Origin of the sequence: Pseudoxanthomonas sp. PXM04 (assembly GCF_014851695.1) — a bacterium.
Lineage (GTDB): Bacteria > Pseudomonadota > Gammaproteobacteria > Xanthomonadales > Xanthomonadaceae > Pseudoxanthomonas_A > Pseudoxanthomonas_A beigongshangi.
Map to the genome: position 1 here is coordinate 170,643 of NZ_JACVAG010000006.1, position 12,716 is coordinate 183,358.

Here is a 12,716-nt window from a genome sequence, read left to right on the forward strand (position 1 = left end):
GTTGGGTCTGTTCCTGCTGCTGCTGTCCAGGACGCTCATGTCGCGGGAGCCTGGCCCTAGCGCGACTGGCTGATCCGGAACACATGTCCGTCCGGATGGCGGACATGCATCTCACGCACGCCCCAGGGTTCGTCGGTCGGCGGCCAGGTCACTTCGATGCCGTTCGCCAGACAGGTGCGGTGGATGCTGTCCACGTCGTCGACCCAGATGGACATCCAGACGCCGCCGGTTTCCACGTGGGGACGGGCGGGATCCTGACGATGGCCCTGGCCATCCAGGCACATGAAGATCTCGCACTCGCCGGAACCGACCGAACCGAAGGTGGGCGGACTGCCCCAGTCCCAGCATTTCTCCCAACCCAGCGCCTTGAACCAGGCGAAGCTCTTTTCCATGTGCGAGACGTTGAGGATCGGGGTGATGTGTTTGGCGTGCATGGGGCGGGGATTCGGGATTGGGGATGACCGGCCTTACGGCCGTCGAAAGCCGGGATTCGGCAGAAGCATGGCAGCTTTTGCCTCCCCTTTGACCAGCCATTGGGCTGTTGAAAGCGGAAAAGGGGGCGGGCACCCGCGAAGCGGGTGACAGGGGATTTTGCTTTTGGTGCGAAGAGCCAATCCCCCTTAGTCCCCCTTTTTCAAAGGGGGAGGAAAAGCCGGATGACTGCCGAGGGAGAGGCAAGAGCCAGATGGTTATTCCGGGGAAACGGCCACCGCCTGATCAGCCCCCTTTGAAAAAAGGGGCGGGCGCCTGCGAAGCAGGTGACGGGGGATTTGCTCTTCGCGCCAAAATCAAATCCCCCTCAATCCCCATTTTTCGCTTTCAGCAGCCAATGGCTGGTCAAGGGGCTGAGTTGGCTTCAATCGTGCCGCAGCGCCGCGATTGGATCCAACTGCGCAGCCTGTCGTGCCGGATATACACCGAAGGCCAGGCCGACCAATGCACAGAAGCCGGCCGAAAGCAGGATCGGCAGCGGAGCCCAGGCGACCTGCCAGCCGGCGAACATCGCAATCAGGTAGGCGAGCACGCCGCCAAACACCAGACCGAGCCCCGCGCCGGCGATGCAGATGACCGTGGCCTCGCGCAGGAACTGGGCGATCACGTCGCGCCGGCGCGCGCCGAGCGCGCGCAGCAGGCCGATTTCGCGGCGCCGCTCCAGCACGTTGGCCAGCATGATGTTCATGATGCCGATGCCGCCGACCAGCAGGCTGACGCCGGCGATCGCGCCCATCACCACCTGGAAGATGCGCTGGGTCTCCTGGTGCTGCTGGAACAACTGCTGCGGCACGATCAACTGGTAGTCCGCCATGCCGGCGTGGCGCTGGTCCAGCACCGCCGCGAGCACGCCGGCGCCGGCCGCCAGCCGGGTCGGATCGTCCAACCGGAGCAGGAACCGATCCACTTCGTCCTCCTGCGGCTGGAAGCGGAAACGGGCACGCGCGCTCGCCAGCGGCACATAGATGCGGTTGCTTTCCGAACCCAGTTGCACGCCCTCGAAACTGTCCTGGCCCAGATCGCGATCGGCCAGCACGCCGATCACTTCCAGCCACACGTGATTGACCTTGATCAGTCCGCCGATCGCGTTGCCTTTGGGAAACAGGTCCGCGGCGGCCTGGTGGCCGAGTACCGCCACCGCCGACAGCCTGGCCTCGTCCTCGGCGCTGAACGCGCGGCCATCGCGGATGCGCAGCGAGGACAGGCCGAACCAGTCGGCGCTGACGCCGCTGGCCTGCGCGTCGCTGCGGCCGATATCGCTGAACACGGTATGGGTGCGGATGGTCTTCTCGGCGGCGTGGCGTTCGGCGCCGGGCACGACACCGCGCGCGGCTTCGGCATCGGCCACGGTCAGGCCGAGGCTGCGCTCGCGTGTCTCCTTCAACGTGTCTTCGTCCTGCGGCTTGGCCTCGGCGATCAGGTTGTGCAGGCCCAGTCCTTCCACCAGCCGCAGCGCCTCGCGGCGGCTGCCTTCGCCGACCGCCTGCATCGCCACGATCGCGCCAACGCCGAAGATCATGCCGAGCAGGGTCAGCAGCGTGCGCAGGCGCCGCCGCCAAAGCTCCTCCACGGCCTCGCGCCAGACGGTCGGCAGGCGGTTGAACAGTCCCTTCAGCGGAGCACCACTCATGCTTTCTTTTCCTGCTTGTCGTCGGCGCCGTCACCAGCCGGCGCGGTGTCCTTGCCGGCGTCTTTCGCGTCGTCCTTGGCATCGTCGCCCGGTACGGGTACTTCGACCTGCGACAGGCGCACCTGATCGCCGGGCTTCAGACCGGACAGCACCTGCGAGCGCGCAGTGCCGCGCACGCCCAGCTTCACCTCGCGGGCGACGTAGTCGCCGCCCTGGCGCAGACGCACCCAGTGACGGCCGTCGCGCTGCTCGATCGCCACGTTGGGTACCGCCATCGCGTCCTTGGCGTCCAGCAGCACCACGGTCGCCTCGAAACGCTGGCCGGGCAGCAGGCGGTAGCGCTCCACCGCGGCGGTGGGAACCGATGCGCGCATCGACAGATATTTAACCGGGCTTTCGCGGTTGCGCACCTTGGCCGCGCTTGCCACCCACGACAGCTTGCTCTCGATGCGCTGATCCGGGCGTCCAAGCGGATTGAGCACCACCGTATCGCCGACCTGCACGCCCTGCGCCTCGATCTGCGGAAGATCGATCTCGACTTCCATCGCGCCGGTATCGGGCAGGTTGCCGAATTCGAATCCGGCGCGCAGGTTGGCGCCGACCATGGGCTTGTCACCCGACCAGTTGGCCGACAGCATCAGCACGCCGTCATTGGGCGCGCGCAGCTCCAGGGCATCCAGATCCGACTTGCGACTCTGGGCGTTGATGTCGAAAGTCGCGCGCTGGGCGTCCAGTACCGCCATTTCCGCTTCGCCGCGCACGCCGGATTGATCGCGCCGCCATTGCAGCGTGCCCTGGCGGACCTGCAGGTATTCCTTGTCCTCGATGGCGTCCAGCACCTGGTTGCGCGCCACCGTGCTCAGATCCGCCTCGGCGTAGCGCTGGGCGATGCCCAACTGCACGGCGACCTGCGACAGATCCACTTCCACCCGGCCCAGCGCGGAAGCCAGATCGCCTTCCTTCGCGATCCGCGCCAGCGCGTTGCGCTGCAGATCGATCATGGCCTGGGCCAACTGTTGCTCGCCATCGGGCGAGATGAAGCGCGCCAGCAGATCGCCCTTCTTCACCAGCGAACCTTCCGGCAGCATCCATTCCACCTGCCGTGCGCTCCAGTTCTGGCCGGGCACCATCAACGGCGTGGGCTTGGCCGAACGCAGTTCGCCTTCGCCGCGCACGGCGATGCGCAGATGCCCCGGCGCGACCGTTTCGGTGGCGACCGGCATCTCGGGCTTGCCGCAGGCGGCCAGCGCGCAGGCGAGCACCAGTACTGCTCCGGCATGGCGGAAACGGATCATTTCGCACCTCCGGCGACATCCGGGACGGTCAGCTCCACCCGCACCGCCTGGCCAGGGCGCAGCTTCGCCCTCGCATCGTCCAGGCGAATCTCCAGATCGAGGATGGGCACGGGTTGCACCTGCGACTTGCTGCGCACCGCCCGCCCGATGCTGGCGACCTTGCCGTGGTGGACGCTGCCGCCGCCGCCCTCGATCACGATCCGCGCCGGCACGCCCACCTTCACCCGCTGCAGATCCCGCTCCGGCAACTGCGCGCGCACCGCCAGGGTGGTGGGATCGGGAATCTCGGCGACGGTCTGGCCGCGCCAGACCTGCGAACCGACGTCGAACTTTTCTCCGTTCCAACTGCTCTTGTGCATGATCACGCCATCGCGCGGCGCCGGCAGGTTGAGCGCGGCGATCGAGGATTGCAGGCGGGTCACGTCGGCCTGCGCCTGCTGCAGTTCCGAATTCACCAGCCGCAATTCCTGCTTGCGCTGTTCGGCGGCGGCGCGTTCGGCGACCTGGGCCAGGGCGGCGAGCCGTTCGGTGCGGCGGCGCTCCTCGACCAGCTTGTCGTATTCCAGCGCGGCGATCAGTTCCCGCGGCTGTTCGGTCTTGCGGCGCGCCTTGTCGTGCTTGGCTTCCGCCTCGGCGGTGGTCAGCCGCTGGCTGCGCTCGCGTTCGGCCAGATCCAGGCTGAGGTTTTCCAGCGTGCGTTTCTTTTCCTGCAGCAGGCTCTGCTTTTCGCTCAGCTGGCGGACCAGATCGCTGGTGTCGAAGGCCACCACGACGTCGCCCTTCTTCACCGAGCTGCCGTCCGGCGCCAGTTGGGTGATGTTGAACTGCCACATGCGATCCACCGAAGGCGGTATCAGCTGCGAGCTGCGCTGCGCGTAGACCTCGCCGTCCACGCGCAGGGTGGCGGCATGCGTGGCCGGCAGCGCGCACGCCAGTGCCAGGGCAAACAGGGCGCCACGCGGGGAGTTGAATCGAGCGGGTTTCATCGGCCCCTGCCTCCGTTCGCGGTGGCGGCCGGCGGTCGGACGATGACCCGCACGCTCATGCCGGGCATCAGCGCCAGCGAGCCCGAGTCCAGGGTGACGTCGACGGTGAAATAACGGCCCTCGCCCCATTCGGGCCGGGGTTCGGGCGCACCGGAAATGAATTCGATGCGGCCCGGGACACGCTTGCCGGGCAGGGCGTCGAAACTCAACTCCACCGGCTGGCCCACCTTCAGGTCGCGCCGATCCGGCTCCAGCGCCCAGGCGCGCACGTTCATGCGTCCGCTACTGACCACTTCGCCGGCCTTGCTGCCGGGCATGGTCGAGGAACCTTCGTCGATGCGCCCGCCGATCCAGTTGTTGTTGAAGCCGTGCACGACCACGCCATCGCGATCGGCCTTGATCTCGGAGGTCCGCACCATCGCGGTGTGGTAGTCGCGCTCCAGTTCCAGCTTGCGGACCTGCAACTGGCCATCGCTGGTGGCGCGCTGCACGGCGGCGCGCGCGGCGTCCAGTTGCTTGCGCTTGAGCGCGGCCTCGCGGGTGGTGCGATCCAGATCGCCCTGGTAGCGGTCGTAATCCAGCGCGGAAATCAGTTCGCGCGGGATGCGCGCGTCCAGCTTCGCGGTGGCCAGTTCGGCTTCGGCGTCGACCAGCTCGGTTTCGGCCTGCACGGCCTTGACCTGCAGTTCGGCCACGTCCTTGGCGTTCTTGGCCAGGGTCTGTTCGATTTCCGCTTCCAGATCGGGAATGCGGCTGGCGGACTGGCCCGGGTCGATGCGCAGGACCACGTCGCCCTTCTTCACCCGTTCGCCCTCGGGCACGTAGTAGCGGATCACCACCGGCGAACTGTTCGACTGCGGGGTGAGGATCTGCTGCGCGTCGATCGCGCGGACCTCGCCGGTGAGCACGACCGCGTGCGCGGATACCGCCAGCGCGGCCAGGCACAGGCCGGCGAGCAAAGTCTTACTGCAACGCATCATGCTCGACCCTCCCGTCGCGCAGCTTGACCTGGCGCGGCGCGCGCGTGGCGATGTCGTTGTCGTGGGTGACCAGCACGACGGTCTGGCCGCCGGCATGGACTTCGTCGATCAGCGCCAGCACGTCGGCGGCGCTGCGCGAATCCAGGTTGCCGGTGGGCTCGTCGGCGAGCAGCAGCGCCGGCTGCAGCAGCAGGGCGCGGGCGATGGCCGCGCGCTGCATCTGGCCGCCGGACAGTTCACTGGGCCGATGGTCGCGGCGTTCGGCCAGGCCGACGCGATCCAGCAATGCCATCGCGCGCTCATGGGTGCCGGCCGGCGGCTGGCGGTGGAAGCGCAACGGCAGCAGCACGTTCTCCAGCACGGTCAGGCGCGGCAGCAGGTGGAAACTCTGGAACACGAAGCCGATGCGCCGGTTGCGCAGGTCGCTGCTGGCCTCGTCGTCGAACGTGGCCACGTCGCGACCTTCGAACAGGTAGCGTCCCGCATTCGGATGGTCCAGGCAGCCAAGGATGTTCAGCAGGCTGGATTTTCCGGACCCGGACGGGCCGGTGATGGCGACGAACTCGCCGCTGTCGATGCGCAGGTCCACGCCTGCCAGCGCTTTCACGGTCTGCCCGCTCATGGCGTAGTGGCGCTGCACGCCATGCAGTTCAATCATTCCCGCTCCCTCGATGCCCCGAACCGCAACCGACCGCCGCCGGAAGGTAAAGGTTCCCCTATCCCCCGCGGACCGGTGTCGATGCCGTCCGATGTCCCGTTCCAATCCGTTATTTCAACGGACCGGCGCGGGGCGGCAAGTATCTTTGGTCACGGGCACCGCGCGGGTGGCGTGGCCCATGCGCAAGCGTTCGGGGAGCGGGGCTTTCGTATTCAGGGCGAAGGATGCGCGGTCCGGTCCTGCGCCATGAATGACTGGACCCGGGCGCAGGCCCAGGACAGGCCCGCGCAGGCCAGGCCGATCAGGATCCAGCCGCTGGCCACATCGCCCAGCGCCTGCTGGAACGATGCCCGGACCTCGGCGCCGTAGCGCACGCCCACGATGCCCAGCACGATCACCAGCGTGACCACCAGCCAGCGCGACAGCAGGCGTTCGATGCCGGCCTCGCGAACGGCGGCCTGGCGGGCGACCGACGCCGCGAAATCCATCGGCGGCCCGCTGCGTGGACGCGAGCGCACGGCATGGGCCACGACGCGGTAGTCGCGCGCGAGCGCTTTCAGTCCGGCGTCATCGGCCTGATGGGCGGCACGCAGGCCGCGTTCCTGCTGCTCCCATTCGCTGGGGTCGAACGCCGGTTGCGGGGGCGCGTACTGGTGGAAGGGGTTCTTGTCGCGGTTGTTCATGCGGGAACTCCGATGCGGGCTTCCAGAATCTCCCGCAACCGTTTGCGGCTGCGGAACAGGTGGCTCTTGATGGTGCCTTCGGCCAGTCCGGTGGAACGGGCGATGTCGCCGATGGGCATTTCTTCCAGATGGTAGAGCGTGAGCAGCATGCGCTGCAGCGGCGGCAGGGCGTCGATGGCGGCATGCAGGTGCGACTGCATGTCCTCGTCGGCCGTCGCCGTCTCCAGGTCGAAGCCGTCGCTGACCCGTTCGGCCGGGGCCAGGCCGTCCTCGTCGTCGCGGATGTCGGCCAGCGGCAGGCGCTTGCGCTCGATGTGCCGCAGCGCGACCGAACAGGCCACCTGCGCCACCCATGACTTCAGGGCGCTGTCGCCGCGATACTGGTGCAGCGATCGGTGGATGCGCAGGAACACTTCCTGGCACAGCTCGCGGGTATCGTCCGGGTGCCGCACGATGTCGTCCACGATGCGCCAGCACAGGCCCTGGTAGGTCCGCACCAGCTGTTCGAAGGCGCCGCGCCGGCCCGCCAGCACGGCCTCGACCAGATCGCGGTCGGCCTGCGGGGCGGTATCGGCAGTGGTGGGCGGGGCGGGCATCGGCATAGGGATACGCCGGAGGGGCGAGCGGTTGCAACCGGCGAAAGTGCAACCGGCGGGCCAGTAGCCGTATCCCAATCGACAACCCATCCCTCCCGGTAACCGCCATGAACTTCGAACTGCTCATCCCGATCACCCTGATCATCGGCATCGTCTATTCCATCAAGACGGTGGTGGATGCCTACACGCGCCGCCGGGTCATCGAATCGCGCGGTTCCGAGGAACTGGTGCGCTCGCTGCTGGAAGGCGAGACCACCCGCCGTCGCCAGGCCTCGCTGCACTGGGGCTGTGTGATGCTGGCGCTGGCGCTGGGCTTCGCCGGGGTGGAACTGATCGGCGCGGAGGAGATCACCCCCGGCACCATCGCGTTGCTGCTGGGCGCGACCGGCCTGGGCAACATCGCCTACTACCTGCTGGAACGCCGCAGCCGCTGAGCCGGCCGCCGCCGCGACTCCGCGGCGGCGTCTCTTCCCTTCACCGGAAAACGACCATGAAGCACTTCCTGGCGGTCGCCGCCGTCTGGGTCGCGACCCTTCCTGCGCCGGCGTCCGCCGTCGATCCGGATTTCGCGCCGCTGTCCCGCCTCATCCAGCAGACCAAGGACGCCACCGGGCATCCCTCCGGCACCGCGGTGGCGGTGGTGAAGGACGGCAAGGTGATCTACGAGGGCTATTTCGGCGAGGCCGACATCGCCGCGCGCACGCGGGTGAGCCGCGACACCGTGTTCTACATCGCCTCGGCGACCAAACCGTTCTTTGCCCTCAACGCATTGCTCAAGGAAGACGCCGGACAACTGGACATGCGCCTGTCGATGCGGGAAATGTTTCCGGATCTGCGTTTCACCGGTTTCGACGCCGACGCGGTGACCCTGGGCGATCTGCTCGTCCATGGCTCCGGCGTGGACAATCCGCCGCTGGCCTGGGCGACCGCGTTCAGCGGCCTGCACGACGCGGCGTCGCGGCGCGCGCTGGTGCGAGTATCGACGGCCGATCCGGAAGCGGCGCACGGCACTTTCAAATACACCAACGTGGGCTACAACATCGCCAGCGTCTGGATGGATACGCGATTCGGCGTGCCATGGCAGACGCAACTTGAGAATGCCATCTTCCAGCCGCTGGGCATGCGCCACACCACGGCCCGGATCAGCCGCGCGCAGGCCGCGGGCTGGACCCTGGCCAAGCCCTACTCGATGGCGTCCGAAGACCCGCGCGTGCCGCTGTACCTCACCAAGTCCGACGACACCATGCAGGCGGCCGGCGGGCTGGTCTCGACCGCGCCGGATCTCGCGCGGTTCCTGCTGGCGCAATTTCCGGATGCGCGTGTCGGCGGCCTGCCGGCGGCGACGATCCTGCGTTCGCACCAGACCCGGATCGGGCTGGAGGCGAAGTACCAGGATTTCCAGCGCAGCGGTTATGCCTGGGGCTGGTATACCGGACCCTACAAGGGCCGGACGATGCTGCACCACTTCGGCGGCTTCGCCGGCTTCCACGCCCATCTTTCGTTCATGCCGGCGGAAGGCATCGGCCTGGTCGTGCTCAACAACGAGGACGTGCTGGGCGCGCAGCTGACCAACCTGATTGCCGATCACGTGTACGGCTTGCTGCTGGGCGAAGTGGAAGTCACCGCGAATTCCAGGCGCCGGTTCGCGGAGCTGCAGGCCAAGGCGCAGGCATTCCGACGCGGCACGCTCGCCAAGCGCGAGGAAATCCGCGCGCGTGCCTGGCACCTGTCGCTTCCGCGCGATCGCTATGCCGGCACCTATCATCATGACTTGTTGGGCAACATGGTCGTTGCCCCGGAAGGTCCCGACAGCCTGCGCATCCGCTGGGGCCGGTTGGAGGCGGTGGCCACGGGCAGCGATGAAGCGGATCAGGTGCGCATCGAGTTCGTGCCCAACAGCGGCCAGCTGCTGGCTTTCACCGTGAAGGACGCGCGGGTCGAGTCGATTGCGTTCGACGGCATGGTGTTCCGCAAGACGGACGGCGCGGCGGCCGCGGAGGGTTCCAGGCCGCAGCGCTGACCGGTGTCCTCATCAGCGGCGCGGGGACGATGGAACAGCGCTATTCGCGACGCTTGCGTGGCTTGCGGGGGCGCTTGGTCTCGGTGGCGGCGCGCGGTGTTTCTGCGGTCGCGAGCAGGCCGCCGTCGCTCATCTGTTCCAGCCAGGCCAGTGCGTCGAGGTAGGACAGGAACGATTGCAGGTAGCCGGGCGATTGTTCGCGCATCAGGGTGATCGAACGGTGCACCAGCCGGCCGGAATTGAGCGGACCGGCGTCGGCCGGCGCGGCTTCCAGCGATTCGCGCAGCTGGCTCTCGGCGCGGATCCGCGACCAGCGCCGGCGGGCGTCTTCCAGCTGCGCCACTTCCGGGTAGGCGGGGCGCGGCGAATCACCGGCCGCCAACTGCTCGCTGTCGCGCACGGCGGCCTGGTCGGCGATGTGGTCGAGCAGTTCCCGCAGCACGCTGCCTGCCGGCGGGGCGGGTACGGCCACAGCCCGGCGTATCTGGTCGTCGCTGTCGCGCAGCGTCGCCAGTCGCGCTTCGAGCAGCTGTCGCACGGCATCGCCGCGATCGCCGGCACGACGCGCCAGCGCCTCGGCCAGCAACTGCCGGACGGGCGTGGGTGTCGGGAAGCGGTCGCCGTTATCGCTCATGTGCGCGATCGGGTGCGGCCGCGGCGGCCTTCGGTCGCGGCATCGGGGCGATTTCCACGCGCCGGTTGCGCGCGCGGCCTTCCTCGCTGGCGTTGGAGCTGACCGGCTGTTCGGATCCGAACGCGGCGGCGAACACCGACGACGCGGGCACGCCCTCGGCGATCAGGGTGCGGGTCACGGTAAGCGCGCGATTGGCCGACAGGTCCCAGTTGTCGAGGAACTGGCGGTTGCCGTCGCGCACCTGGCGGTCGTCGGTGAAGCCGCTGACCATCAGGATCTCGTCGCGCGCGCGCAGGTAGTCGGCCAGTGGTCCGGCCAGGCTCTTCAGCAGTGCCTGGCCTTCGGGTTGCAATTGATCCGAGTTCAACGCGAACAGCACGCTGCCGCGGATGCCGATGCGGCCATCGACCAGGGTCACCCGGCCTTCGGCCAGCGGCACCGCCAGCGCCTGTTCCAGCGCCTTGCGCCGCTGCGACTCGAGCTGGCGCTGGCGGACTTCCTCGTCCAGCCGGTGGGACAACTGCATCTGCGCGCCGATCACGCCGACCAGGATCAGCACGAACACGCCCAGCAGCACCGACATCAGGTCGCCGAAGGCGGCCCAGATCGGCGTGCTCGATTCGACCTCGGCCTCGATGTCCGCGCTCATGCGGCTTCCGTTTCAGCGTCTGCCCGGCGACCTGCCAACTGCTGCAGATCCTCGATGATCTGGCGCTGCGCCAGCATGCTCAGGTCGATGACCTCGCGCGCCTGCGCGACGTAGTAGGCGAGCTGTTCGTCGCTGCGGGCGAGCGACTTGTCCAGCACGGTCTCGACGCCCTGCAGGCGTTCGACCAGTCGGTCGTTCCAGTCGCCGAACTGCTGCACGGCCGCGCCGAAGGCGTCGCCCAGGCTGGCGACTTCGACCGCGCCGGCGCTGACCTGGCTGGCGGCGTCGCCGAGCCGGCCGGTCTCGGCCTCGATGTGATCGGTGAAGCGGGTGCCGACGCGGTCCAGCAGATCCGCCGAGGTGGTGACCAGTGCGTCGATGGCGGTGCGCTGTTCGGTGGAGGCGTGGTTGACCGCGTCCAGCAGGGTCTGCAGGGTTTCCAGCAGGCGGCTGCGTTCCTCCAGCATGGCGGTGTCCCGGACCATGCTGTCGGAGAGCTTCTGGCGCAGTTCGGCGATGACTTCGGCGGCAGCCTTCGGCGCTTCCGAAGCGGCCTGCACCAGCCGCGAGATTTCGGCGATGGTGTCGCGCGCATGCGTCTGGGTCTGCGCGGAAATGTCCTGCGCGGTGGCGGCGAGGGTGTCGCAGATGGCCTGCTGCTGGCGGGCGGCCTGTTCGCCGGTCTGCTCCCAGCGCTGGCCCAGCGCATCGCTCATCGCGGCGAATGCGTCGCTCCAGGCGGACAGGCGTTGCTGGTCGCGCGCTTCCAGCGCGGCCTGCAGATCCTCGTGGGACTGCCGCATCCGGTCGACCAGCGAAGCGGCGTGCTGTTCGAAGGTGGCGGCGGCGCCGGCGAGCGCCTGCTGGTTGCGCGTGGCCAGTTCCTCGTTGGCGGCGGCCTGTCGCGACGCGGTGTCGTTCCAGGCCTGCGCGGCGGCGCCGTTGGCGGCGTCGAAGCGCGCGGAGACGCTTTCCAGCAGTTCGGCCGAACGCTGTTCGAAGGTGCCGGCGAAGCGCTCCAGCGAACCGCGCAGATCCTGCATCAGCGTGGCGTTGGACTCGCGCTGCTCGGCCAGTGCCTGCCGCCACAGATCGGCGACTGTGGTGGTGGTGGTGGCGAAGCCGGACGACAGCCCGTCCAGTTGCTGTTGCACGGCCTGGTTGAGGGCGCCATGCAGGGTGGTGGTCTCGCGCGCGATCGCCGACATGGTGGTTTCCATGATCGGTTGCAGCGCCGCGCTGGCGGCGCGCGCGCTTTCGCCGACGCTTTCCTTCAGCGAGGTCTCCACCGAAGCGGCGAGACGCGCATGCACGGCCTCGGTGCGCTCGTGGAATGCATCCTGTCGGGCCTGCAACTGATCGTTGGCGGCGCGGCTCTGCTGCTCCAGCGCGGCCATCATCGCTTCAAGGCGATCGACGAGCGCGGGCATCGCGTCGGTCTGCCGCTGCAGCAGGCGGAACGCTTCCTCGCGCTGGTGCGCCTGCGAATGCACGCGCAGGGCGGAGGCGATGCCCGCGTCCAGCGATTGCACCGCCAACTGGCGTTCCCGCCGGCACAGCGCCGCCAGCAGGCCGAGCATGGCCGAGGCGGCGACGCCGGCAATCGAGGTGCCGAAGGCGAAACCCAGTCCCTTGACCGGCGCGGCCAGCGACTCGCGGATGGCCTGCAGATCCGCCGCGCTTTCCAGCGCCATGCCGGTACCGCGCAGGGTGGTCATCATGCCGAGCAGGGTGCCGAGCATGCCGAGCAGCACCAGCAATCCGACCAGGTAAGGCGTGAGCGACGGTGCCGGCAGCGCGGCACGCTCGCCTTCGATGCGCAGGCGCACCGGGTTGCGCAGCGAGGGATGCAGGCGCGCCAACCATTCGGCCAGCGCGGCGGGAGGCGTGGACAGGTCCGCTACGGCGCCAGCGAGGGTGGCGGTGGCCTGCCGGTAGCGGTACAGCTCCCATCCTCCGACGACATAGCAGGCGCCGATCAGCAGGGTGACGGACAGGGCCAGCGGGTTGGCGCCGACATAGCCCACCGCAATCCAGCAGACAGCGGCCAGACCGGCGAGAAAGAGGGCGGGAGCGAGCAGGTTTCTGAGCAT

13 protein-coding genes are annotated in these 12,716 nt (G+C 68.4%); 2 read left to right on the forward strand and 11 right to left on the reverse strand.

Annotated elements, in window-relative coordinates; genetic code table 11:
* Nucleotides 1-56 precede the first annotated feature (56 nt).
* From IB228_RS15430 to IB228_RS15465, 8 genes are all read right to left on the reverse strand, one after another.
* Nucleotides 57-434 carry a bleomycin resistance family protein gene (locus IB228_RS15430; RefSeq protein ID WP_183640801.1) on the reverse strand — a complete coding sequence of 126 codons (378 nt, stop codon included), beginning with the start codon at nucleotides 432-434 and terminating at the stop codon, nucleotides 57-59.
* 422 nt (nucleotides 435-856) lie between these two features.
* Complete coding sequence (locus IB228_RS15435) at nucleotides 857-2,122, reverse strand: ABC transporter permease (RefSeq protein ID WP_192199105.1); 1,266 nt, start codon at nucleotides 2,120-2,122, stop codon at nucleotides 857-859.
* Nucleotides 2,119-3,417 (reverse strand): hypothetical protein, encoded by a 1,299-nt coding sequence (locus IB228_RS15440; RefSeq protein ID WP_183640805.1) that lies wholly within the window; start codon nucleotides 3,415-3,417, stop codon nucleotides 2,119-2,121. The genes IB228_RS15435 and IB228_RS15440 overlap by 4 nt, the downstream gene beginning before the upstream one ends.
* The gene (locus IB228_RS15445; protein ID WP_183640807.1) at nucleotides 3,414-4,403 is read right to left on the reverse strand and encodes an HlyD family efflux transporter periplasmic adaptor subunit; all 990 of its coding nucleotides are present in this window, start codon (nucleotides 4,401-4,403) and stop codon (nucleotides 3,414-3,416) included. The genes IB228_RS15440 and IB228_RS15445 overlap by 4 nt, the downstream gene beginning before the upstream one ends.
* On the reverse strand, nucleotides 4,400-5,383 hold the full coding sequence (locus tag IB228_RS15450) for an HlyD family efflux transporter periplasmic adaptor subunit (RefSeq protein ID WP_192199106.1): 984 nt from the start codon (nucleotides 5,381-5,383) through the stop codon (nucleotides 4,400-4,402). The genes IB228_RS15445 and IB228_RS15450 overlap by 4 nt, the downstream gene beginning before the upstream one ends.
* The gene (locus tag IB228_RS15455) at nucleotides 5,367-6,041 is read right to left on the reverse strand and encodes an ABC transporter ATP-binding protein (RefSeq protein ID WP_183640811.1); all 675 of its coding nucleotides are present in this window, start codon (nucleotides 6,039-6,041) and stop codon (nucleotides 5,367-5,369) included. Before IB228_RS15455 ends, IB228_RS15450 begins: the two co-directional genes overlap by 17 nt.
* Nucleotides 6,042-6,253: 212 nt before the next feature.
* Entirely contained in the window at nucleotides 6,254-6,724 is a 471-nt protein-coding gene (locus tag IB228_RS15460; protein WP_192199107.1) for a hypothetical protein, read from the reverse strand.
* Complete coding sequence (locus IB228_RS15465) at nucleotides 6,721-7,326, reverse strand: sigma-70 family RNA polymerase sigma factor (RefSeq protein ID WP_225562483.1); 606 nt, start codon at nucleotides 7,324-7,326, stop codon at nucleotides 6,721-6,723. Before IB228_RS15465 ends, IB228_RS15460 begins: the two co-directional genes overlap by 4 nt.
* A gap of 101 nt (nucleotides 7,327-7,427) precedes the next feature.
* Here IB228_RS15465 and IB228_RS15470 point away from each other — a divergent pair, with 101 nt between their 5' ends.
* On the forward strand, nucleotides 7,428-7,754 hold the full coding sequence (locus IB228_RS15470; RefSeq protein ID WP_183640814.1) for a hypothetical protein: 327 nt from the start codon (nucleotides 7,428-7,430) through the stop codon (nucleotides 7,752-7,754).
* 56 nt (nucleotides 7,755-7,810) lie between these two features.
* Complete coding sequence (locus IB228_RS15475; RefSeq protein WP_192199108.1) at nucleotides 7,811-9,340, forward strand: serine hydrolase domain-containing protein; 1,530 nt, start codon at nucleotides 7,811-7,813, stop codon at nucleotides 9,338-9,340.
* Between the two features lie 40 nt (nucleotides 9,341-9,380).
* On the opposite strand, the gene IB228_RS15480 is transcribed toward IB228_RS15475, so the two are convergent.
* From IB228_RS15480 to IB228_RS15490, 3 genes are read right to left on the reverse strand one after another with little or no spacing between them, the layout of a single operon-like run.
* Nucleotides 9,381-9,974 (reverse strand): DUF2894 domain-containing protein, encoded by a 594-nt coding sequence (locus tag IB228_RS15480; protein WP_192199109.1) that lies wholly within the window; start codon nucleotides 9,972-9,974, stop codon nucleotides 9,381-9,383.
* Nucleotides 9,964-10,623: an OmpA family protein gene (locus tag IB228_RS15485; RefSeq protein ID WP_192199110.1), complete on the reverse strand. Its 660-nt coding sequence runs from the start codon at nucleotides 10,621-10,623 to the stop codon at nucleotides 9,964-9,966. Before IB228_RS15485 ends, IB228_RS15480 begins: the two co-directional genes overlap by 11 nt.
* Nucleotides 10,620-12,716: a DUF802 domain-containing protein gene (locus IB228_RS15490; protein WP_192199111.1), complete on the reverse strand. Its 2,097-nt coding sequence runs from the start codon at nucleotides 12,714-12,716 to the stop codon at nucleotides 10,620-10,622. Before IB228_RS15490 ends, IB228_RS15485 begins: the two co-directional genes overlap by 4 nt.

Bases quoted from the DNA above. Each gene is read 5' to 3' on its own strand.
- IB228_RS15435 (WP_192199105.1), bottom strand. From the start codon at position 2,122: ATGAGTGGTGCTCCGCTGAAGGGACTGTTCAACCGCCTGCCGACCGTC.
- IB228_RS15450 (WP_192199106.1), bottom strand. From the start codon at position 5,383: ATGATGCGTTGCAGTAAGACTTTGCTCGCCGGCCTGTGCCTGGCCGCG.
- IB228_RS15455 (WP_183640811.1), bottom strand. From the start codon at position 6,041: ATGATTGAACTGCATGGCGTGCAGCGCCACTACGCCATGAGCGGGCAG.
- IB228_RS15445 (WP_183640807.1), bottom strand. From the start codon at position 4,403: ATGAAACCCGCTCGATTCAACTCCCCGCGTGGCGCCCTGTTTGCCCTG.
- IB228_RS15465 (WP_225562483.1), bottom strand. From the start codon at position 7,326: ATGCCGATGCCCGCCCCGCCCACCACTGCCGATACCGCCCCGCAGGCC.
- IB228_RS15440 (WP_183640805.1), bottom strand. From the start codon at position 3,417: ATGATCCGTTTCCGCCATGCCGGAGCAGTACTGGTGCTCGCCTGCGCG.
- IB228_RS15480 (WP_192199109.1), bottom strand. From the start codon at position 9,974: ATGAGCGATAACGGCGACCGCTTCCCGACACCCACGCCCGTCCGGCAG.
- IB228_RS15475 (WP_192199108.1), top strand. From the start codon at position 7,811: ATGAAGCACTTCCTGGCGGTCGCCGCCGTCTGGGTCGCGACCCTTCCT.
- IB228_RS15490 (WP_192199111.1), bottom strand. From the start codon at position 12,716: ATGCTCAGAAACCTGCTCGCTCCCGCCCTCTTTCTCGCCGGTCTGGCC.
- IB228_RS15460 (WP_192199107.1), bottom strand. From the start codon at position 6,724: ATGAACAACCGCGACAAGAACCCCTTCCACCAGTACGCGCCCCCGCAA.
- IB228_RS15485 (WP_192199110.1), bottom strand. From the start codon at position 10,623: ATGAGCGCGGACATCGAGGCCGAGGTCGAATCGAGCACGCCGATCTGG.
- IB228_RS15430 (WP_183640801.1), bottom strand. From the start codon at position 434: ATGCACGCCAAACACATCACCCCGATCCTCAACGTCTCGCACATGGAA.
- IB228_RS15470 (WP_183640814.1), top strand. From the start codon at position 7,428: ATGAACTTCGAACTGCTCATCCCGATCACCCTGATCATCGGCATCGTC.